The sequence below is a fragment of the Citrobacter sp. Cpo040 genome (genome assembly GCF_030332915.1).
GTDB lineage: Bacteria > Pseudomonadota > Gammaproteobacteria > Enterobacterales > Enterobacteriaceae > Citrobacter > Citrobacter portucalensis.
In genome coordinates, this window is record NZ_JAOWGX010000035.1 from 159,333 (window position 1) to 181,170 (window position 21,838).

The 21,838-nt window shown below is 54.5% G+C and carries 16 protein-coding genes; 7 read left to right on the forward strand and 9 right to left on the reverse strand.

Translation table 11 applies throughout. From position 1 onward, the window contains the following. Positions 1-45: 45 nt before the first annotated feature. The 4 genes from OGX86_RS13745 to OGX86_RS13760 all read right to left on the reverse strand — a co-directional run bounded on the left by OGX86_RS13745 (position 46) and on the right by OGX86_RS13760 (position 6,578). Complete coding sequence (locus tag OGX86_RS13745; RefSeq protein WP_020996068.1) at positions 46-1,170, reverse strand: ABC transporter permease; 1,125 nt, start codon at positions 1,168-1,170, stop codon at positions 46-48. Continuing rightward, positions 1,170-3,917: a ribosome-associated ATPase/putative transporter RbbA gene (rbbA, locus tag OGX86_RS13750; protein ID WP_032945289.1), complete on the reverse strand. Its 2,748-nt coding sequence runs from the start codon at positions 3,915-3,917 to the stop codon at positions 1,170-1,172. The genes OGX86_RS13745 and rbbA overlap by 1 nt, the downstream gene beginning before the upstream one ends. Next, positions 3,914-4,981, reverse strand: coding sequence for an HlyD family secretion protein (locus tag OGX86_RS13755; RefSeq protein WP_003827499.1), 1,068 nt, complete (start codon positions 4,979-4,981; stop codon positions 3,914-3,916). Before OGX86_RS13755 ends, rbbA begins: the two co-directional genes overlap by 4 nt. Before the next feature lie 403 nt (positions 4,982-5,384). Further along, positions 5,385-6,578 carry a BaiN/RdsA family NAD(P)/FAD-dependent oxidoreductase gene (locus OGX86_RS13760; RefSeq protein ID WP_008786394.1) on the reverse strand — a complete coding sequence of 398 codons (1,194 nt, stop codon included), beginning with the start codon at positions 6,576-6,578 and terminating at the stop codon, positions 5,385-5,387. Between the two features lie 229 nt (positions 6,579-6,807). On the opposite strand from OGX86_RS13760, the gene pitA reads away from it, so the two are divergent. Continuing rightward, complete coding sequence (gene pitA, locus OGX86_RS13765) at positions 6,808-8,307, forward strand: inorganic phosphate transporter PitA (RefSeq protein ID WP_003827471.1); 1,500 nt, start codon at positions 6,808-6,810, stop codon at positions 8,305-8,307. Positions 8,308-8,371: 64 nt separating this feature from the next. On the opposite strand, the gene uspB is transcribed toward pitA, so the two are convergent. After that, positions 8,372-8,707 carry a universal stress protein UspB gene (gene uspB / locus OGX86_RS13770; RefSeq protein WP_003023371.1) on the reverse strand — a complete coding sequence of 112 codons (336 nt, stop codon included), beginning with the start codon at positions 8,705-8,707 and terminating at the stop codon, positions 8,372-8,374. A gap of 392 nt (positions 8,708-9,099) precedes the next feature. Between uspB and uspA the strand changes: the two genes are divergently transcribed. Both uspA and dtpB read left to right on the forward strand, forming a co-directional pair. Continuing rightward, a complete protein-coding gene (gene uspA, locus OGX86_RS13775; protein ID WP_003023368.1) occupies positions 9,100-9,537 on the forward strand; it encodes a universal stress protein UspA in 438 nt (145 codons plus the stop codon). 281 nt (positions 9,538-9,818) lie between these two features. Next, on the forward strand, positions 9,819-11,291 hold the full coding sequence (gene dtpB / locus OGX86_RS13780; RefSeq protein WP_048215357.1) for a dipeptide/tripeptide permease DtpB: 1,473 nt from the start codon (positions 9,819-9,821) through the stop codon (positions 11,289-11,291). A gap of 87 nt (positions 11,292-11,378) precedes the next feature. Here the strand turns inward: dtpB and OGX86_RS13785 are convergent, their stop codons facing one another. Beyond that, the gene (locus OGX86_RS13785) at positions 11,379-11,882 is read right to left on the reverse strand and encodes an RrF2 family transcriptional regulator (RefSeq protein WP_003023361.1); all 504 of its coding nucleotides are present in this window, start codon (positions 11,880-11,882) and stop codon (positions 11,379-11,381) included. Positions 11,883-12,115: 233 nt separating this feature from the next. Between OGX86_RS13785 and OGX86_RS13790 the strand changes: the two genes are divergently transcribed. After that, positions 12,116-13,315 carry an NAD(P)/FAD-dependent oxidoreductase gene (locus OGX86_RS13790; protein ID WP_128316465.1) on the forward strand — a complete coding sequence of 400 codons (1,200 nt, stop codon included), beginning with the start codon at positions 12,116-12,118 and terminating at the stop codon, positions 13,313-13,315. An 803-nt stretch (positions 13,316-14,118) separates the two neighbouring features. Here the strand turns inward: OGX86_RS13790 and rsmJ are convergent. Then, complete coding sequence (rsmJ, locus tag OGX86_RS13795; RefSeq protein ID WP_048215355.1) at positions 14,119-14,868, reverse strand: 16S rRNA (guanine(1516)-N(2))-methyltransferase RsmJ; 750 nt, start codon at positions 14,866-14,868, stop codon at positions 14,119-14,121. Between the two features lie 8 nt (positions 14,869-14,876). Continuing rightward, the gene (gene prlC / locus OGX86_RS13800; RefSeq protein WP_048227279.1) at positions 14,877-16,919 is read right to left on the reverse strand and encodes an oligopeptidase A; all 2,043 of its coding nucleotides are present in this window, start codon (positions 16,917-16,919) and stop codon (positions 14,877-14,879) included. Between the two features lie 208 nt (positions 16,920-17,127). Between prlC and OGX86_RS13805 the strand changes: the two genes are divergently transcribed. After that, positions 17,128-17,970, forward strand: coding sequence for a 23S rRNA (adenine(2030)-N(6))-methyltransferase RlmJ (locus tag OGX86_RS13805; RefSeq protein WP_003827459.1), 843 nt, complete (start codon positions 17,128-17,130; stop codon positions 17,968-17,970). A 104-nt stretch (positions 17,971-18,074) separates the two neighbouring features. After that, positions 18,075-19,427 carry a glutathione-disulfide reductase gene (gorA, locus tag OGX86_RS13810; protein WP_284106095.1) on the forward strand — a complete coding sequence of 451 codons (1,353 nt, stop codon included), beginning with the start codon at positions 18,075-18,077 and terminating at the stop codon, positions 19,425-19,427. 85 nt (positions 19,428-19,512) lie between these two features. Here the strand turns inward: gorA and OGX86_RS13815 are convergent, their stop codons facing one another. Next, entirely contained in the window at positions 19,513-20,676 is a 1,164-nt protein-coding gene (locus tag OGX86_RS13815; RefSeq protein ID WP_008786398.1) for a mandelate racemase/muconate lactonizing enzyme family protein, read from the reverse strand. Positions 20,677-20,859: 183 nt separating this feature from the next. Between OGX86_RS13815 and OGX86_RS13820 the strand changes: the two genes are divergently transcribed. Beyond that, complete coding sequence (locus tag OGX86_RS13820) at positions 20,860-21,786, forward strand: LysR family transcriptional regulator (protein WP_048227281.1); 927 nt, start codon at positions 20,860-20,862, stop codon at positions 21,784-21,786. The last annotated feature ends 52 nt before the right edge of the window (positions 21,787-21,838 follow it).

The following is a 21,838-nucleotide window of genomic DNA, read 5'->3' on the forward strand; positions in this document are numbered from 1 at the left end:
TTATACTTTGTAGGCCAGGTAAGCGAAGCGCCCCGGCAATAATGATTACGCCATCGTACCAATCGTCTTTCTGAAACGCAGCAGTGCTATCAGGAAGAACGCGCTGCCAATCGCCAGCAGCGTCAGAAACTGCGGCCAGACAATGCTAAACCCGGCGCCGCGGTAAAGTATCGCCTGCGCGAGACTGACGAAATGGGTAGTCGGCATGGTCAGCATAATGTCCTGCACCGCCTGCGGCATGCTTTCACGCGGTGTGGAGCCACCTGAGAGCATCTGTAACGGCAGCAGCACCAGAATCATCAGCAGCCCCAACTGCGGCATGGAGCGCGCCAGCGTGCCCATAAAAATGCCGATCGAGGTGGTGGCGAACAGGCTCAGCGCCACGCCCAGCATAAACAACGGTATCGAACCTTCAATCGGCACCCCGAGCACGCCTTTTACCATCAGCATCAGCGACAGACCGGAAACCACCAGCACCACCAGCCCCATCGACCAGATTTTTGCCATCATGATCTCAAACGGCGTCACCGGCATCACCAGCAGATGTTCAATGGTCCCGTGCTCGCGTTCGCGGATCAACGCCGAACCGGTCAGCACAATCGCCAACATAGTGATGTTGTTGATAATCGCCATCACCGCGCCAAAGCGGGCGGGTTCCAGATTAGGGTTAAAGCGCATGCGCATTTCCAGCGCCACCGGCGGCTCATTGTTATCGCGGTAACGCGCCACAAAGCTGTTCACCTCGCCGCTGATGATATTCTGGATATAGCTGTTGCCGGTAAACGCCTGGCTCATGCGCGTGGCATCGACGTTAACCTGTATATCCGGTTGTCGTCCGGCCAGCACATCACGCTGAAAATCAGGCGGAATGTTTACGGCGAAGGTATAGCGCCCGGCGTCCAGCCCGGCATCCATTTCATCGGCAGTGATCATCTCCGGCGGTAAAAACCACGGGCGATAAAAGCTGTTCACAATCCGATTCGACAACTGCGACTGGTCCATATCGGCAATAGCAATCGGTGCCAGATGCAGCGAACCCGGCAGGACGGTCGCGGAAGAATAAACCGAAATCGTGAAGGCGAAGACGATCAGCGTCAGCATCGCTTTGTCACCCAGCAGGCTGCGCAACTCTTTGATTCCGAGGTTATAAATATTGCGTAATCGGCGCATCACCCCTCCTGTTTTTTCAGCAGTAATACGCTCAGACCAATCACCACCGGAATGGCTACCGCCAGCGGAATAAACAGCTGCCAGAGATCGGTCAGATCCAACGCTTTAGAGAACGTTCCGCGCGCGATGGTCAGAAAATGGCTGGTCGGATAAATTTCACCAATCCACCGGCCCGGCCCTTCCAGCGAGGCAACTGGATCGATCATTCCGGAAAACTGCGTCGCCGGGATCAATGTAATAATCGCCGTACCAAAAATGGCCGCGATCTGGCTTTTCATAAACGTGGAGATTAACAGCCCCAGCCCGGTGGCAATGGTGACGTACAGCAGCGCAGCCAGCGTCAGGGTCACAAAGCTCCCCTTATGCGGAACGCCGAATACAAACACCGACAGCGCGCACAACAGCAGGAAATTCAGCATGCCCAGCACGATGTACGGCAACTGTTTGCCGAGTAAAAACTCGCTGCGGGTCGTGGGCGTAACGTACAGATTGATAATCGACCCCAGCTCTTTCTCACGCACCACGCTGAGGGCGCTGAGCATGGAGGGGATCATCATCAACAGCAGTGGGATCACTGCCGGAACAATCGCCGGCAGGCTCTTCACATCCGGGTTGTAACGATAGCGAGTTTCAATGGTCATCAGCCCGTTTTGCCCGCTGGCATTTGGCTGGCGCGCCATCACATCCTGCAGCCAGGTCTGGTGCATCGCCTGCACGTAACCCCTGACCGTTTCAGCGCGGCTTGGCATTGCGCCATCGACCCAGACGCCAATCTTCACCGGCGTTCCACGCGCGATGTCGCGGCCAAAATTTGGCGGAATTTCAATTGCTACCGCAACTTCGCCAGAACGCATCCGTTTGTCCAGCTCGTCATAACTGGTGAGCGGCGGTTGTTCGATAAAATAGCGCGATCCCGCCAGATTCAGCGTCCACGCCTGGCTGCTGACGGTCTGGTCGCGGTCGAGCACCGAAAAACGCAGGTTTTCCACATCCATGCTGATGCCGTAGCCCATGATAAGCATCAGGATCACCGTGCCCATCAGCGCCAGCGTGGAGCGTACCGGATCGCGCCGTAGTTCCAGCGCTTCACGGCGGCTGTAGCTGAATAAGCGCCGCAGGCTAAAACCTTGCCGCGGCGGCTTACTGTTTTCATGCACTGTCGGGACATTGGCTGGCGCTAACTGAGTTTCCGGCGCCGGGCCTGCCGCTTCCTGCAACCAGGAGATAAACGCCTCTTCCAGACTGGCAGCTCCACGCTGTTTCACCAGTTCCTGCGGCGTACCGCTGGCCAGTACTTTTCCGGCGTGCATCAGCGACATGCGGTCGCAGCGCTCCGCTTCGTTCATAAAGTGAGTGGAGATAAAAATGGTCACTTTGTCCTGGCGCGACAGGTCGACCATCAGTTGCCAGAACATATCCCTCGCAACCGGATCGACCCCGGAGGTCGGTTCATCAAGAATGAGCATCTCCGGGCGATGGATCACCGCCACCGCCAGCGACAGGCGTTGACGGATCCCCAACGGCAGCGCACCGGGCAGCGCATCTTCGACATCGGTCAGCGAAAAGCGCTCGCTCATCTCCTGCACCCGCCCAGGGATTTCTGCTTCGGGGATATGGAACAGCCGCGCATGTAGTTCGAGGTTTTGCCGGACGGTCAGCTCGCTGTAAAGCGAAAATGCCTGCGACATATAGCCTACCCGGCGGCGGGTATCGATATTTTTCGGATCAACCGCTTGCCCAAACAGCCACGCCTCGCCTTCGCTTGCGGGCAGCAGTCCGGTGAGCATTTTCATGGTGGTGGATTTACCGCAGCCGTTGGAGCCGAGAAAACCGAAGATTTCCCCGCGCGGAATGCGGAAGTTAACGTGGTCCACCGCCACAAATTTACCGAAGCGCATGGTCAGGTTTTTCGCCTCGATGGCAATCTCTTCCTGCTCAGCGTGATACGGCGGGATCACTACCGGTTTATGCGCCTGGCGCTGGGCTTCAGGTAACAGCGCGATAAACGCCTGCTCCAGCGTGTTGCTGTTGGTTTGCTCACGTAGCTGCTGCGCGCTCCCGGTGGCTAACACCTCCCCGGCGTTCATCGCCACCAGCCAGTCAAAGCGCTCGGCTTCTTCCATATAAGCGGTCGCAACCAGCACGCTCATGTTGGTCTGCCGCTGACGAATACTGTTAATCAGATCCCAGAACTGGGCACGGGACAGCGGGTCGACCCCGGTGGTGGGTTCATCGAGAATTAACAGTTCCGGGTCGTGGATTAACGCGCAGCACAGCCCCAGCTTTTGCTTCATCCCGCCCGAGAGTTTCCCGGCAGGACGGTCACGAAACGGTGCCAATCCGGTGCTATTCAGCAGCTCGGTAATCCGCGCCTCACGCTCCGCTTTGTCATGCCCAAACAAGCGGGCAAAGAAATCGACGTTCTCATATACCGACAGCGTGTGATACAGGTTTTTCCCCAGCCCCTGCGGCATCCAGGCAATGCGCGGGCAGACATCCCGGCGATGTTTTGGGTCGCGCATATCGCCGCCCAGCACCATCACGTTGCCGTGTTCAATGACCCGCGCGCCGGAGATGAGCGACAACAGGCTCGATTTTCCGACACCATCCGGGCCAATCAACCCCACCATACAGCGGGCAGGGATATCCAGCGTGATATTGTTCAGCGCTACCGTTTTCCCGTAATGCTGACTCACGCCGTCAAGGTGCGCCACGGGAGGAACGGGAACCAGCGCCAGATGCGTCATTGCGGCAACCTCACCACCAGGTCGTCAGGCCAGGCGCGACTTTCATCAACACGCACCCACGCCATGCCCGGCAGACCGGTTTTCACGTACTCCAAATGCTGCTGTAACAGCTCTGGCGGGATACGCGCTTTGACGCGAAACATCAGTTTCAGCCGTTCATCGCTGGTTTCGACCGTTTTCGGCGTGAACTGCGCGACGCTAGCCACAAAGCTGATGGTCGCCGGAATACGCAGATCCGGCGCAGCATCCAGCACCAGCCGCGCTTCTCCGCCAATCTTCAGTAAACCAGCCTGTTCGGTTGGCAAGAAGAACGTCATGTAGACATCGCTGAGATCGACCATATTCAGCACGCGACCGCCTGCGGAAAGCACCTCGCCCGGTTCAGCTACGCGGTACTGTACGCGGCCATCGCGCGGGGCTTTCAACTCGCTGTCATCAATATCAGCCGCAATACGACGTTCGGTAGCCTGCGCGGCTTCTACGCGGGTTTGCGCCTGAATGATACTGGTGCGAGCGGCTTCAATGGCGGCTTTTGCCGCAGAGACCTGCGCCTTTGCGGATTCCAGTGCAGCGCGTGCGCTTTCTGCCGCAGCCCTGTCGTCATCCAGCTGTTGCTCAGACACAGCCCCACGCTGAGATAGCGAACGGGAGCGGACGTGGCGTTTAGAGACCGACTGCAGTTCCGCCTCACGCTGTTTTACCACCGACTGCGCGGCGCGCATTTCACTTTGCCGCTGCTCTAACAACGCCCGCGCTGCCGCCACCGCACTTTCGGCCTCTTTGATTTGGGCTACCGCTTCCAGCCGCTGCTCCTGCAGCACGCGGGTATCCATTTTCGCCAGCACTTCGCCCTGGCGAACGAACTGCCCTTCCGACACGAGGATCGTGTCAATTCGCCCGGCAATCTTGGTGGCAATATCCACTTCGGTAGCTTCAATTCTGCCATTGCTGGCTGCAAACCCCTCCGGTATTCCCGCAGGACGAAGCATCCACCATGCTATCGCGGCCACCACGACCAGAATGCCCGCCACCCACCACATCATATGACGTTTAAACTTATCCATATTCGACCCGCCGTAATCCCTGTTATCAAACGATGCGTGTCACAAAGCCCACTGAACAGCTATTCAGCGGGAGATTCCATCCGGGATAAGAAGGAATGAGAAACAATGGCCAGAGAGCAGACAGGCATGTAAGCAACCTGCGCCGCGAAGGAAGTGAATGATGAAGATGCTGTGAAATCGGGTAGTAATGTTGTCATCATCAGCGTTCCTGGCCGTAAATGAAACACGCATACTCATTACTGCTGTCTATTGAATACTAACACCTGGATTCAATATGTCTATTCGGTTGTAGCAGGTATGTTGCAGGCAAAAAACCGTGCCCGGCAATCCATTTACCGGGCAAATTTCACAAGTGAGCTTTATGTAAAACGCAGCGGGTCCACGCTCAACGTATCGTCTTCGCTTATTCAGATACCAGATCCTGTGCACATGCCCAGGCACTCGACCATGCCCACTGGAAGTTATAGCCACCCAACCAGCCGGTGACGTCCATCACTTCGCCGATAAAGTAGAGCCCTGGCACTTTGCGGGCTTCCATCGTGCGCGATGACAGCTCGTTGGTATCAACGCCGCCCAACGTGACTTCAGCGGTACGATACCCTTCCGTACCGTTCGGCTGCACCCGCCACTCGGTCAGCGTTTCAACCAGCGTCTGTTGATCGCGCACGTTAAGCTGCTTCAGAGACACGTCAGGAATTTGCCCTAACTGCTGCAGGCATTCCACCAGACGCTTTGGCAACTGCATTGCTAAGGTGTTCTTTAAGCTCTGGTTAGGGTGTGCGCTACGTTGTTCGTCGAGGAAGCTCGCAAGGTCAACATCCGGCAACAAATTAATGCTGACAAATTCGCCTGGCTGCCAAAAACTGGAAATCTGCAAAACAGCTGGGCCCGAAAGTCCTCGGTGTGTAAAGAGCAGATTTTCGCGAAATACGGTGCCATCCTCGGCAGTGATAACGGAGGAGACCGATACGCCAGAGAGCACCTGAAGCTGCTCCAGCAGTGGCTTATGCAACGTAAAGGGCACCAGTCCCGCGCGCGTTGGCAACACCTTCAGACCAAACTGTTCGGCAATTTTATAACCAAACGGCGTTGCCCCCAGACCCGGCATGGAAAGCCCACCGGAAGCGATAACCAGTTTTTTCGTGCCGACCGTCATGCCGTTCAGTTCGAGGGTGAAACCTTCATCATCCTGCACCACGCTCAGGACTTCGCTCCGTAACCGCATAGTTACGTTACCTTTTTCACACTCGTCTACCAGCATATCGACAATTTGCTGAGCCGAATCATCGCAGAACAGCTGACCCAGCGTTTTTTCGTGCCAGGCAATACCGTGTTTGCCCACCAGGTCGATAAAATCCCACTGCGTATAGCGTGCCAGTGCCGATTTGCAAAAATGGGGGTTTTGGCTCAAATAGGCGGCCGGTTCGACATAAAGATTGGTAAAGTTGCAGCGTCCCCCGCCAGACATGAGAATCTTGCGTCCTGGCTTTTTACCATTATCAATAAGCAGTACTCGACTACCTGCTTGTCCTGCCTGCGCGGCACAAAACATACCCGCTGCGCCAGCGCCTATAATAACGGTATCAAACCTTTCCACGTTGCGATCCTCTCTAAAAAGCGGGTGTGAATTGTAAAGATTCCTCAGTGGTCGCACCAGCACCAAACTACCGATAAAGGGTATTTAACTGAAATATATAGGATAATTCTTTAGTGGTGTAAAACAAAGCAGGAGACAAATCAAAAAAACTCTATATTTCACTTTGCCCGCGCCGCCAAAGTCACTGATAATGCGCCGCGTTCATGTCCTCAAAATGGCGTAACGTCCTATGCTACATTTGTTTGCTGGCCTGGATTTACATACCGGGCTTTTACTATTGCTTGCTCTGGCTTTTGTGCTGTTCTACGAAGCAATTAACGGCTTCCATGACACAGCCAATGCTGTCGCAACCGTGATCTATACCCGTGCAATGCGTTCGCAATTGGCGGTGGTCATGGCTGCGTTGTTCAACTTCTTTGGTGTTTTGCTGGGTGGTCTCAGCGTGGCGTATGCCATCGTGCATATGCTACCAACGGATCTGCTGCTTAATATGGGATCGTCACATGGCCTTGCCATGGTGTTCTCCATGCTGCTGGCGGCAATTATCTGGAACCTGGGTACCTGGTACTTTGGTTTACCTGCATCCAGCTCCCACACGCTGATTGGCGCCATTATCGGTATTGGTTTAACCAATGCACTGATGACCGGCACCTCGGTGGTGGACGCACTTAACATTCCGAAAGTTATCGGTATTTTTGCTTCGCTTATCATCTCGCCAATTGTTGGTCTGGTGGTTGCAGGCGGTCTTATTTTCATTCTGCGTCGTTACTGGAGCGGTACAAAAAAACGTGCCCGTATCCACCTGACGCCAGCAGAACGTGAAAAGAAAGATGGCAAGAAAAAGCCGCCGTTCTGGACCCGTATTGCACTGATCCTCTCCGCTATCGGCGTAGCGTTCTCTCATGGCGCTAACGACGGGCAGAAAGGCATTGGTCTGGTGATGCTGGTGCTGATTGGCGTAGCGCCTGCAGGCTTCGTGGTGAATATGAATGCTTCCGGTTACGAGATTACCCGTACCCGTGATGCAATCAATAACGTCGAAGTCTTCTTCCAGCAGCGCCCTGACCTGCTTAAACAGGCCACAGGCGTAGACCAGCTGATTCCGTCCCCGACGGACGCGGCACCCGCGACGACGACAGAGTTCCATTGCCACCCGGCGAATACCATCAACGCGCTGGAACGTGCGAAAGGTATGCTGGCGAACCTGGAAACCTACGACAAGTTAAGCGTCGAACAGCGTGGTCAGCTGCGCCGTATTATGCTGTGCATCTCTGATACCACCGATAAAGTGGTTAAGCTGCCTGGCGTAAGCGCTGACGATCAGCGTCTGCTGAAAAAACTGAAAGCTGACATGCTGAGCACCATTGAGTACGCGCCTATCTGGATCATTATGGCCGTCGCACTGGCGCTGGGTATTGGTACGATGATTGGCTGGCGTCGCGTTGCCACCACCATCGGCGAGAAAATCGGTAAGAAAGGCATGACTTATGCCCAGGGGATGTCGGCGCAGATGACCGCCGCAGTCTCTATCGGTCTCGCCAGCTACACCGGTATGCCCGTTTCCACCACCCACGTTCTCTCTTCTTCCGTTGCGGGGACGATGGTTGTTGATGGCGGCGGATTGCAGCGTAAAACGGTAACCAGCATTCTGATGGCCTGGGTCTTCACCCTGCCGGCTGCGATTATTCTTTCCGGGGTGCTGTACTGGCTCTCCCTGAAGCTTATCTAAGCGAATGCACGGTAAAAAAGCGGGTCAGGAAGCTGACCCGCTTTTTTTGTATCTGTTGTTGGCATCAGTGCCAGATAATCAGCGCAACCATGCTGATTAGCACCAGGCCGCATAGCGCGCTGGTGAGAATGAACTGACCGCGAACCCGCTCACAGCGGCGAATAAATTCATCATCATGATGATCGCGGTAACGCTGAGCGTAGATATACCACACCAGACGCATCTGCTTGTTCGGTTGCCCATGCGAGGTAAAAAAGCCCCCTCCATCTACATACTGGTAAAGTAATGGATCGCAACCACGAAGTACCACTAACAGTGCGCGTAGCGAAGAAAAATAGCGCGCCATATTAACAATGCAAACGACACATAAAGCCCAGAATAATGCAATGGTGCTTATCATACCTCCTCCCCGGCGACCCGCCCACGGAACTCCTTTCCGGGACTACCGCTCCCCGATACCCTGCCAAACCATTCAATGAAGAGTGCAGCCGAAACCGTTCGTGTTAGTATCACGCATCCGAACGCCTCTTTAGATAGTGTAGGAGATTAGTTAATTTTTTTGCCATAAGGTTAATCGCTATCAATGCAATTAACTAAAAAATTTGTTTAACTATTTGGCAAGCAAGGCGGATTGACGGATTATCCTGGTCGCTATAATGTAAGGATAGTCCTTATATGGTACGTTTTTACGACTGGGCTAGCCCCGCGCACAAGGTTCGCAGGACGCGGATGACGCGGCGGCATATAACGCCAGCAGGCTAGTCATCGACAACTTATGGAAGGAGTAACACTATGGCTTATAAACACATTCTTATCGCGGTTGATCTTTCTCCGGAAAGCAAAGTTCTGGTTGAAAAAGCGGTTTCTATGGCGCGACCTTACAATGCTAAAGTCTCCCTTATCCACGTTGACGTAAACTATTCCGACCTGTACACCGGGCTCATCGACGTGAATCTGGGCGACATGCAGAAACGCATTTCTGAAGAAACCCACCACGCGTTAACCGAGCTGTCCACCAATGCAGGCTACCCTATCACCGAAACCCTGAGCGGTAGCGGCGACCTGGGTCAGGTTCTGGTTGATGCCATCAAAAAATACGACATGGATCTGGTCGTCTGTGGTCACCACCAGGATTTCTGGAGCAAACTGATGTCCTCCGCGCGCCAACTGATCAACACCGTCCACGTCGACATGTTGATTGTTCCGCTGCGTGACGACGAAGAAGCATAAAATGCTTGCCGCCGGAAGTTAACCCGGCCCACTGCAAGTCGTTAAGCCTGTAAACGCCCGCCTTCGCGGGCGTTTTTGTTTTTATCATTCGGTCACAATTAGTACATCAATCCAACAAACAAATCATAATTAGTGTGATCAACTAATTGGATCGAAAACTATCTCTATAATACTCTACCCTTGCGGCCAATAACCGCAGTCTATAACAAAATAAGACTTTTTCGGCGCGTTTAAGCATACGCGTTCATACTTTTCGGGATGGCTTTGAAAGGCGATGGAATATGAATAAAACTGCACCTACGGGCTTGCTGCAGCAACCTCGTCCGTTCTTCATGATCTTCTTTGTGGAATTATGGGAACGATTTGGCTATTACGGCGTACAGGGCATCCTGGCGGTATTTTTTGTTAAGCAGCTCGGATTTTCACAAGAACAGGCATTTGTCACCTTTGGTGCCTTTGCCGCACTGGTTTACGGCCTGATCTCGATCGGCGGCTACGTCGGCGACCATCTGTTAGGCACCAAGCGCACGCTGGTACTCGGTGCCATTGTGCTGGCAATCGGCTACTTCATGACCGGGATGTCGCTGCTTAAGCCGGATCTGATCTTTATTGCTTTGGGTACCATTGCCGTTGGTAACGGGCTATTTAAAGCCAACCCGGCAAGCCTGCTGTCAAAATGTTATCCCCCGAAAGACGCCCGTCTGGACGGTGCTTTCACCCTGTTTTATATGTCGATTAACATCGGTTCGCTACTGTCACTGTCGCTGGCGCCGGTGATTGCCGATAAGTTTGGCTACGCTGTGACTTACAACCTGTGCGGAGCCGGACTAATCGTCGCGCTGTTGGTATACTTTGCCTGCCGCGGAATGGTGAAAAATATCGGCTCTGAGCCAGACCATAAGCCACTGAACTTCCGTAACCTGCTGTACGTGCTGGCCGGTACGGTAGTGATGGTATTTATCTGCGCCTGGCTGATGCACAACGTGCAGATTGCCAACCTGGTGCTGATCGTCCTGTCGATTGCCGTGACCATCATCTTCTTCCGTCAGGCATTCAAACTGGATAAAACCGGGCGCAACAAGATGTTCGTGGCCTTTATCCTGATGCTGGAAGCGGTGGTGTTCTACGTGCTGTACGCGCAGATGCCGACATCGCTAAACTTCTTTGCGATCAATAACGTACACCATGAAATTCTTGGTTTCGCCATCAACCCGGTGAGCTTCCAGGCGCTGAACCCGTTCTGGGTGGTACTGGCGAGTCCGGTACTGGCCGCAATCTATACCCGTCTGGGCAACAAAGGCAAAGACCTGACCATGCCGATGAAATTTACGCTCGGTATGTTCCTGTGCTCATTGGGCTTCCTGACGGCCGCCGCTGCCGGGATGTGGTTTGCCGATGCACAGGGGCTGACGTCGCCGTGGTTTATCGTGCTGGTGTATCTGTTCCAGAGCCTGGGTGAACTGCTGATTAGCGCCCTGGGACTGGCTATGGTCGCCGCTCTCGTGCCACAACACCTGATGGGCTTCATTCTTGGGATGTGGTTCCTGACGCAGGCCGCGGCCTTCCTGATGGGGGGTTATGTCGCCACGTTCACCGCCGTACCAGAGAACATCACCGACCCGCTGCAAACGCTGCCTATCTATACCAACGTCTTCAGTAAGATTGGCCTTGTCACCCTGGCCGTAACGGTTGTTATGGCGATTATGGTGCCATGGCTGAACCGCATGATTAATACGCCGAGCACCGAGCAATAACCTTCAGTGCCGGATGGCGGCTATTGCCCCTATCCGGTCTACATTCAACATGCCCGGTCACCTTGCGCTATCGGGCATTTTCACTCACTACCCTTTACGCGCGTCTATCCACTCCTGCACTTCCACCACAAAAGTGTCCGGCGCTTTACGGTACATTTTGCGCGCCAAGTCCAGAATCGTATGCTGACCGAGCGCTTCTTCCATTCGCTGCTGGGCCATGTCCATTACCGAACGCACGCCACAAATGCCTTCACAGGCCCACTCGGGTGGATGCTCCTCAAATACCGCCAGCCGCTGGCGAATTTCACGACATTCAAAGATGCGCTTATCGCCATCAATAGCATTCACCACATCCAGCACCGTGATGTGTTCAGCGGGTTTAGCTAACTGGAAACCGCCACCTTTGCCTTCAATGCTGCGCACCAGACCCGCTTTGGAAAGACGGGTGAAAATTTTTGCCAGATAGTCATACGGTACGCTTTGCAGTTCGGCTATTTCCCGCACGCTCATATCCCGCGCGTCGCCCTTACTGTCGACCATACACATCAGGCTATGAATGCCGTACTCAACTCCCGAACTGTAGAATGCCATTTTCTTATCTCAGCCAAAATGAATCTGAGTTTATTGTAGCTTTTTCATCTCATTCATTCCAGACAGCAAAGTGCCCCCCTTTTCACAAAACAAATTTAAACACATATTTATCAAACAGATAATCAAGAAACACCACCCTTTAAGGCAAAAAGGAGCTCGATCGCATTGCAATTCATAACTACGACAAATAAAATCCGAGTAAATAATTCGTAGTCACCAGTGAGAAAACCCCAATGCGTAAACAAATTCTGATCGTGGGCGCCGGCTTTGCCGGTATGTGGGCAGCATTAAGCGCCGCACGACTGGCGGATAAACATCAGCAGGCAATTGATATTACAGTAATTGCTCCACAGCCGGAGCTGCGTGTCCGCCCACGATTTTATGAAAGCGCCGTTCATACGCTGGTCGCACCACTGCAACCGTTGTTTGACGTTACCGGCGTCAACTTCCTGCAAGGTCACGTCGAGCAAATCCTCCCGGACTCTAAAGAGGTGAGCTGGAAAGATGCCAACGGTGACACTCATCTGCGTCGCTATGACCGCCTGGTGCTCGCCAGCGGAAGTCACGTAAACCGCGACGCCGTCGCCGGTGCCGCCGAGCACGCGTTTGACCTCGACCAACTCGAGAGCGCCGCTGTACTGGAGCAGCACATTAATAATCTGGCATTACAACCGGAAAGTGAGGCTCGTAATACCGTGGTGGTCTGTGGTGGTGGTTTCACCGGGATAGAGATGGCGCTGGAATTACCGGGTCGTTTGCGCGAAATATTGGGCGCAGATGCTAAGACCAGAGTTGTCGTAGTTGAACGCGGTGCTCAACCAGGCGGACGCTGGAGCCAGGAATTACGTGACGTGATTATCGAAGCCTCTGCTGAACTAGGCGTCGAGTGGCTGGTCAATGCGGAAGTAGAGTGCGTGGATGCCTCCGGCGTCACGCTGAAAGATGGGCAGGTGATTGCCTCTCAGACGGTTATCTGGACCGTCGGCGTGCAGGCTAATAGCCTGGCAGCACAGATTAACGCCCCGCGCGATCGCCAGGGCCGTCTGCATGTGAATGCCAATCTGCAGGTTGTGGGTCACGATGATATCTACGCCACTGGCGATGTGGCCTATGCCGCCACCGACGACAAAGGCAACCATGCGTTAATGACCTGTCAACACGCGATTTTGTTGGGTAAATTTGCCGGTAATAACGCCGCGGCGGACCTGTTGGACGTAACGCCATTGCCATATCGTCAGGAAAACTACGTCACCTGCCTGGATCTTGGTGCCTGGGGTGCGGTGTATAGCGAAGGATGGGATCAGCAGGTGAAACTGACGCGCGCAGAAGCGAAGAAGCTGAAGGTGTCGATTGTCAGCGAGCTGATTTACCCACCGAAAGCAGACCGAGCAGTAGCATTTGAGATTGCCGACCCGCTGGCACCGTTTGTTTAATAGGTTATGCCGGATGCGGCTAACGCCTTATCCGGCCTACAAAGACACGCTGTCGTAGGCCTGATAAGCGCAGCACATCAGGCAATTCAGCGCATCATGCCGGATGTGGCCTACAAAGACACGCTGCTGTAGACCTGATAAGCGCAGCACATCAGGCAATTCAGCGCACCAAGCCGGGATGTGGCCTACAAAGACACGCTGCCGTAGGCCTGATAAGCGCAGCACATCAGGCAATTCAGCGCATCATGCCGGATGTGGCCTACAAAGACACGCTGCCGTAGACCTGATAAGCGCAGCACATCAGGCAGTTCAGCGCACCAAGTCGGATGCGACCTACAAAGACACGCTGTCGTAGGCCTGATAAGCGTAGCGCATCAGGCAGTTCAGCGCACCAAGCCGGATGCGGCCTACAAAGACACGCTGTCGTAGGCCTGATAAGCGTAGCGCATCAGGCAGTTCAGCGCACCAAGCCGGATGCGGCCTACAAAGACACGCTGCCGTAGGCCTGATAAGCGTAGCGCATCAGGCAGTTCAGCGCACCAAGCCCGGATGTGGCCTACAAAGACACGCTGTCGTAGGCCTGATAAGCGTAACGCATCAGGCAGTTCAGCGCACCAAGCCGGGATGTGGCCTACAAAGACACGCTGCCGTAGGCCTGATAAGCGTAGCGCATCAGGCAGTTCAGCGCACCAAGCCGGGATGTGGCCTACAAAGACACGCTGCCGTAGGCCTGATAAGCGTAGCGCATCAGGCAGTTCAGCGCACCAAGCCGGATGCGGCTAACGCCTTATCCGGCCTACAAACTATGCTGTCCCAGCGTAGATATCAAACCGATGCCCTTTCGTGACTACCGCGTTCGGCGTGGCGACATCCGCCAGCGGCGGCGCGTAGTCTGGGCGCTTCACCACCACACGTTTGGTGGCCAACTGACGCGCAGGCTCCAGCAGCCCATCCGCATCTAAATCCGGCCCCACCAGCGACTGAAACACCCGCATCTCTTTTTTCACCAGCGCGCTTTTCTGCTTATGTGGAAACATCGGATCGAGGTACACCACCTGCGGGCGCGGCGTAATATCGATTAACGCCGTCAGACTCGACGCATGGATCAGCTGTAAACGTTCCTGCAGCCACGGACCGATTTCCGGGTCGGCATAGCCGCGCGCCAGGCCATCATCAAGCAGCGCCGCCACTACCGGATTACGTTCCAGCATTCTTACGCGGCAGCCTACGGAGGCCAGTACAAACGCATCGCGCCCCAGCCCAGCTGTCGCATCGACCACATCCGGCAGGTAATCGCCTTTAATGCCAACAGCCTTCGCCACCGCTTCACCGCGTCCACCGCCAAATTTGCGCCGATGGGCCATCGCACCGCCCACGAAATCCACGAAGATACCGCCGAGTTTGGGTTCATCACGTTTGCGCAGTTCCAGATGTTCCGGCGTCATCACCAGCGCCATCAGGTTATCTTCATCGTGTTCCAGTCCCCAGCGGGCGGCAAGAACAGATAAGGCGCCGTCTCCGGCGCCTGTTTCATCTACTAAGCAGATTTTCACGTGAATAATCAGCCTTTGATCCCGTAATGCTCCAGCATTGCATCCAGCTGTGGCTCACGGCCACGGAAGCGCTTGAACAGTTCCATCGGCTCTTCAGAACCGCCACGGGTGAGGATGTTATCGAGGAACGATTGTCCGGTTTGACGGTTGAAAATCCCTTCATCTTCGAAGCGAGAGAAGGCATCTGCCGCCAGTACGTCTGCCCACAGATAGCTGTAGTAACCCGCTGCGTAGCCACCAGCAAAAATGTGGCTGAAGGCATGCGGGAAGCGGCCCCACGTTGGGCCCGGCACCACGGCGACCTGTTTTTTAATTTCCGCCAGCGTCTCGAGGATTTTAGCCCCTTGCTGCGGGTTAAACTCCGCGTGCAGACGGAAATCAAACAGACCGAACTCCAGTTGACGCAGAATAAACAGCGCTGCCTGGTAGTTTTTCGCCGCCAGCATTTTATCCAGCAGTTCCTTCGGCAGCGGTTCACCGGTCTCAAAGTGACCAGAGATAAACGCCAACGCTTCCGGCTCCCAACACCAGTTCTCCATAAACTGGCTCGGCAGTTCTACCGCATCCCATGGCACACCGTTAATACCGGAAACGCCCGCGGTTTCGACACGGGTCAGCATATGGTGCAGACCATGGCCGAACTCGTGGAACAGGGTGATCACTTCATCGTGGGTAAACAGCGCAGGTTTACCGTTCACCGGACGGTTAAAGTTACAGGTCAGGTAAGCGACCGGCTTTTGCAATGTGCCGTCGGATTTACGCATCTGGCCGACACAGTCGTCCATCCACGCCCCGCCGCGTTTGTGTTCACGGGCATACAGATCAAGATAGAAGCTACCACGCAGCTCGTTGTTTTCATCGTACAGCTCGAAGAAACGAACTTCCGGATGCCAGACGTCAACATCGGTGCGCTCTTTGGCGGTGATGCCATAAATACGTTTAACGACTTCAAACAGACCGTTAACGGCTTTGTTTTCCGGGAAGTAAGGACGCAGCTGTTCGTCGCTGATGCTGTAGAGGTGCTGTTTTTGTTTCTCGCTGTAGTAAGCGATATCCCACGGCTGTAGCTCATCAACACCAAATTCCGCTTTCGCGAAGGCGCGCAGCTGAGCCAGCTCTTTCTCACCCTGCGGACGGGCACGTTTCGCCAGGTCAGTCAGGAAGTCGAGTACCTGCTGCGGGTTCTCCGCCATTTTGGTAGCCAGAGATTTAAAGGCGTAGCTCTCAAAGCCCAGCAGTTGTGCCAGTTCGTGGCGCAGCGCGAGGATCTCTTCCATTATCGGGCTGTTGTCCCATTTGCCCGCGTTTGGCCCCTGGTCAGACGCGCGCGTGGAGTATGCACGATACATCTCTTCACGCAGCCCCTGGTTATCACAGTAGGTCATCACCGGCAGGTAGCTTGGGATATCCAGGGTTAACAGATAGCCTTCCTGCTCTTTGGCTTCAGCCTGCGCTTTTGCGGCGGCCAGCGCGCTTTCCGGCATCCCGGCAAGTTCCGCGTCGTCGGTCACCAGCTTGGTCCAGCCCATCGTAGCATCGAGGACGTTATTGCTATACAGGTTGCCGAGCTCAGACAGGCGGGTGGCAATCTCACCATAGCGCTGCTGTTTTTCCTTCGGCAGACCAATACCAGAAAGCTCAAAATCGCGCAGCGCGTTATCAACCGCTTTTTTCTGTGCGGTGTTCAGGGTGGCATAATGATCGCCATCACGCAGGTCACGGTACGCTTTGTACAGGCCTTCATGTTGTCCAACCCAGGTGCTGTATTCAGACAGCAGCGGCAGCGTTTGTTCGTAGGCTTCACGCAGTTCCGGGCTGTTTTTCACCGAATTCAGGTGACTAACCGGAGAGAAAATACGTCCCAGCACATCGTCGACTTCTGCCAACGGCTGGCAGAGATTTTCCCAGGTGTACGGCGCGCCCTGCGCAACCACGCGCTCAACATTTTCACGGCAATCGTTCAGCGCCTTAGTGACGGCAGGCACAACGTGCTCTGGCTGAATTTTAGAAAACGGCGGCAGTTCGAAGGGAGTCAGCAATGGATTGGTCATTAGCGCGGTCCTGTTGAAAAGAGTGAATGAAGCGCGTATCCGGCGCTGTGCATATTAATTTGTACAATGGGGTTAAGTGTAGAGGATTTCAATCCTAACCGTGACGGAAAGACGCCCGGTAGCGCTGCGCTTACCGGGCCTACGGGTAATCTGTGCCGATCTGCTGTAAACTGTGGCAAATCGTCATTTCAGCGGAATTTCATTACCCATGCTCAGTTATCGCCACAGTTATCACGCAGGCAACCACGCCGACGTCCTTAAACACACCGTTCAGAGCCTGATCATTGAATCACTCAAAGAGAAAGAAAAACCGTTTCTCTATCTGGACACCCATGCTGGCGCAGGCCGTTATCAGCTGAGCAGTGAGCATGCCGAACGTACCGGTGAATATCTGGAAGGTATCGCCCGTATCTGGCAGCAGGACGATTTGCCTGCCGAACTGGAACCCTACATTGGCGTGGTGCAACACTTCAACCGTAGCGGTCAGTTGCGCTACTACCCGGGCTCTCCGTTAATTGCTCGCCAGCTGCTGCGCGAACAGGACAGCCTGCAATTAACTGAACTGCACCCGAGCGACTTCCCTCTGCTGCGCGGCGAATTCCAGAAAGATGAGCGCGCTCGCGTGGCCAAAGCCGATGGTTATCAGCAGCTGAAAGCAAAATTACCGCCAGTTTCCCGTCGTGGGTTGATCCTTATCGATCCACCCTACGAAATCAAAAGCGACTACCAGGCAGTAGTGACCGGTATTAACGAAGGCTACAAACGTTTCGCGACCGGCACCTATGCGTTGTGGTATCCGGTGGTTCTGCGCCAACAAATCAAGCGCATGATCCACGACCTGGAAGACACCGGCATCCGCAAAATTCTGCAAATTGAGCTGGCAGTACGCCCGGACAGCGATCAGCGTGGCATGACGGCATCCGGCATGATTGTGATTAACCCGCCGTGGAAGCTGGAGCAGCAGATGAACAACGTCCTGCCGTGGCTACACAGCAAACTGGTCCCGACAGGAACCGGTCATACCTCGGTAAGCTGGATCGTGCCGGAGTAATCGCAGCCATCGGTGGAACCTTTTAATATCAGGTATACAATCGCGAATATTTTGGCGGATGGCGTAACGCTTCTCCGCCCTACAATGAACATAAAGGAGCGGTCATGACCAAGCACTATGATTACATCGCTATTGGCGGCGGCAGCGGCGGTATTGCCTCCATTAACCGTGCAGCAATGTACGGCCAGAAATGCGCACTGATTGAAGCCAAAGAGCTGGGCGGCACCTGCGTTAACGTTGGCTGCGTACCGAAGAAAGTGATGTGGCATGCCGCACAGGTCCGCGAAGCGATCCATATGTACGGGCCGGATTACGGTTTCGACACCACCATCAATAAGTTCGACTGGGATAAACTGATTGCCAGCCGTACCGCTTATATCGATCGCATTCATACCTCGTACGACAACGTGCTGGGCAAAAATAATGTCGATGTGATTAAAGGTTTTGCGCGCTTCGTTGATGCCAAAACCATTGAAGTGAACGGTGAAACCATTACTGCCGATCATATTTTGATCGCCACCGGCGGGCGCCCGAGCCATCCGAATATTCCAGGCGTGGAATATGGTATCGACTCCGATGGTTTCTTTGAGCTGCCAGCGCTGCCAAAACGTGTAGCCGTTGTTGGCGCAGGCTACATCGCCGTTGAACTGGCAGGCGTAATTAACGGCCTGGGCGCAGAAACTCACCTGTTCGTGCGTAAACACGCGCCGCTGCGCAGCTTTGATCCGATGATCGTCGAGACGCTGGTCGAGGTGATGAACACCGAAGGTCCGACCCTGCATACTCATGCGATTCCGCAAGCGGTCATTAAAAACGCCGACGGCAGTCTGACTCTGCAACTGGAAGATGGCCGTAGCGAAACGGTGGATTGCCTGATTTGGGCGATCGGTCGTGAACCAGCCACCGATAACTTTAACCTGGCCGTTACTGGCGTGAAAACCAACGAAAAAGGCTACATCGTCGTTGATAAATTCCAAAACACCAGCGTACCGGGGATTTATGCCGTTGGCGATAACACCGGTGCCGTTGAGCTGACGCCGGTTGCCGTTGCCGCGGGCCGTCGTCTGTCCGAGCGTCTGTTCAACAACAAGCCGGACGAGCATCTGGACTACAACAACATCCCGACCGTGGTCTTCAGCCACCCGCCGATTGGCACCGTGGGCTTGACCGAGCAGCAGGCTCGCGAACAGCACGGCGATGACCAGGTGAAAGTGTATAAATCCTCGTTTACCGCGATGTATACCGCTGTCACCTCACATCGTCAGCCGTGCCGTATGAAGCTGGTTTGCGTGGGTCCGGAAGAGAAAATTGTCGGTATTCACGGTATTGGTTTTGGAATGGATGAAATGCTGCAAGGCTTCGCGGTCGCGCTGAAAATGGGCGCAACCAAGAAAGACTTTGATAACACCGTTGCGATTCACCCAACGGCGGCAGAAGAATTCGTTACTATGCGCTAATTGCCCACGTGTAGACGTTATTCACTACACGCTTAAGTAACACTCCTCCGGCAACCGGAGGGGTGTTATGTCACCGCCGCCCGCGCTATTCGGCCAACGCGCGCATCTCTTTAATCAGGTCAGATTTACCTTCAAACCCTATGCCCGGCAGTTCTGGCATGACGATATGACCCTCTTCCACCTTAACTGAATCCGGGAAACCGCCGTACGGTTGGAACAGATCCGGATAACTTTCATTCCCACCGAGACCAAGACCCGCCGCAATGTTCAGCGACATCTGATGACCGCCATGCGGTATGCAGCGTGATGGGGACCAGCCAAACTGCGCCAGTACGTCGAGGGTACGCAGATATTCGACCAGACCGTAGGAAAGCGCACAGTCAAATTGCAGGTAGTCGCGATCCGGGCGCATGCCGCCGTAACGCAGCAGGTTGCGCGCATCCTGATGAGAAAAGAGATTTTCACCCGTCGCCATCGAACCTGGGTAAAATTCTGACAGCGCGGCCTGGAGAGAATAATCCAGCGGGTCGCCAGCTTCTTCGTACCAGAACAATGGATAATCTCGTAGCATTTTGGCATAGGCAATACTGGTTTCCAGATTAAAGCGTCCATTGGCATCAACGGCAAGACGCGCTTCATCGCCAATTTCAGTCAACACCGCTTCGATACGGCGACGGTCCTCTTCCAACGATGCGCCGCCGATTTTCATTTTAACCACGTTGTAGCCGCGGTTCAGGTAGCCTCGCATTTCCTGACGCAGCGCGCTCAGGTCTTTACCCGGATAATAGTAACCCCCCGCCGCGTAGACAAAGACGCGTGGATTCGCCTCAACACCCTTCATCTCAGCCAGCAGACGGAACAACGGCTTGTTGGCAATTTTGGCAACGGCATCCCAGATAGCCATATCCAGCGTACCCACAGCCACCGAACGCTCACCATGGCCCCCCGGCTTCTCATTACTCATCATGACGTCCCAGATTTTATGCGGATCCAGGTTATCGCCTTCGGCATTCAACAAACTTTCCGGGTCAGCGTCCAGAATGCGGTTACGGAAGCGTTCGCGGATCAATCCCCCCTGGCCGTAACGGCCATTAGAGTTAAATCCGTATCCCACCACACGGCGGCCCTCTATCTCAACATCAGTCACAACGGCCACCAGGCTGGTCGTCATCTTGCTGAAATCGATATAGGCATTACGAATAGGGGAAGCGATGGGTTTGGTAATTTCTACAACATCGAGGATACGCATGTTTTCTCCGGCGGGTTCTTGGTCAGTTATGCTTGCACTTACGCGCCTGTAAAAAGTGATAACTCATGCCGGTTTATTATTGGCATAATGCACTCAGGCAGCATTTAAGGACGCCATCGTCCTGTATTTCTCCATCTTAAGCAGTGCCTATTTACTGATCTAATGCCAAAGAGGCTGGCTGTAATGCAAAATCGGCATCACCTGGAACTCACCTGGCTTGAAGACTGCGTTGCGCTGGCGCAGTCACTCAATTTCTCCCGCGCAGCCGCTTCCCGATATGTGACGCAGCCCGCATTCAGTCGGCGCATTGTTTCGCTGGAAGAGTGGCTTGGAACGCCGATTTTTGAACGTAACCGCCGTGGTGTCAGCCTGACCCGTGCGGGGGAAGTTTTCGTCGCTCAGGTGCCCGAACTGATCCGGGCGCTATACACCCTGAGAAATGAAACCATCGAAGCGGCGGGAAATTCCCGACCGGATGTTATTTTCTCCGCAACGCATTCCCTGTCGTTCTCATTTTTTCCGGCGCTGATGCGCAATAATGAAAAAATCGCCCGTTTCGGCTCATTTCGCCTGCTGTCAGACACGCTCAGCGCCTGTGAACGGATGATTGAAAAAGGGGATGCGCAGTTTCTGCTGTGTTATTACCACCCTCACATGCACATCAACCTCGATCAGACGAAATATCTTAGCGTCCGTCTCGGTCGAGAAATGTTATTACCTTACTCCAAATGCGATCCCCGCTCTCATCAGCCGCTCTGGCAGGCTACGGGGGGCAAAAAATTTCCGTTTCTCTCCTTCTCTGCAGAATCCGGTCTGGGGAGGATCCTCTCGAACACGTCATCGGTGAATCATGCCCGACGCGGTATGGACATCGCATTCACCGCCGATCTGGCCGCCACGCTGCTGGCGATGGTCAAAGCCGGGGACGGCATTGCCTGGCTGCCGGAAAGTCTGGCGGCCCCGGACGTTCAGGCCGGGACGATCGCCGCGGCGGCTTCACAGAAGAGCGGGTTATGGATACCCATTGATATCCGACTGTTTCGGCCTGCGGGCAGAATGTCCAGAGCGGTAGAAGAATTGTGGGAAATATTCGTGGGCGAGCAGAGATAACAGGATGCCACAAGGGGAGGACACGCGCTCATTTTGCATAAAAATGAGCGCG

Coding starts and splice junctions, on each gene's coding strand:
- OGX86_RS13745 (WP_020996068.1), bottom strand. CDS start 1,170: ATGCGCCGATTACGCAATATTTATAACCTCGGAATCAAAGAGTTGCGC.
- rbbA (WP_032945289.1), bottom strand. CDS start 3,917: ATGACGCATCTGGCGCTGGTTCCCGTTCCTCCCGTGGCGCACCTTGAC.
- OGX86_RS13755 (WP_003827499.1), bottom strand. CDS start 4,981: ATGGATAAGTTTAAACGTCATATGATGTGGTGGGTGGCGGGCATTCTG.
- pitA (WP_003827471.1), top strand. CDS start 6,808: ATGCTACATTTGTTTGCTGGCCTGGATTTACATACCGGGCTTTTACTA.
- uspB (WP_003023371.1), bottom strand. CDS start 8,707: ATGATAAGCACCATTGCATTATTCTGGGCTTTATGTGTCGTTTGCATT.
- uspA (WP_003023368.1), top strand. CDS start 9,100: ATGGCTTATAAACACATTCTTATCGCGGTTGATCTTTCTCCGGAAAGC.
- dtpB (WP_048215357.1), top strand. CDS start 9,819: ATGAATAAAACTGCACCTACGGGCTTGCTGCAGCAACCTCGTCCGTTC.
- OGX86_RS13785 (WP_003023361.1), bottom strand. CDS start 11,882: ATGGCATTCTACAGTTCGGGAGTTGAGTACGGCATTCATAGCCTGATG.
- OGX86_RS13790 (WP_128316465.1), top strand. CDS start 12,116: ATGCGTAAACAAATTCTGATCGTGGGCGCCGGCTTTGCCGGTATGTGG.
- prlC (WP_048227279.1), bottom strand. CDS start 16,919: ATGACCAATCCATTGCTGACTCCCTTCGAACTGCCGCCGTTTTCTAAA.
- OGX86_RS13805 (WP_003827459.1), top strand. CDS start 17,128: ATGCTCAGTTATCGCCACAGTTATCACGCAGGCAACCACGCCGACGTC.
- gorA (WP_284106095.1), top strand. CDS start 18,075: ATGACCAAGCACTATGATTACATCGCTATTGGCGGCGGCAGCGGCGGT.
- OGX86_RS13815 (WP_008786398.1), bottom strand. CDS start 20,676: ATGCGTATCCTCGATGTTGTAGAAATTACCAAACCCATCGCTTCCCCT.
- OGX86_RS13820 (WP_048227281.1), top strand. CDS start 20,860: ATGCAAAATCGGCATCACCTGGAACTCACCTGGCTTGAAGACTGCGTT.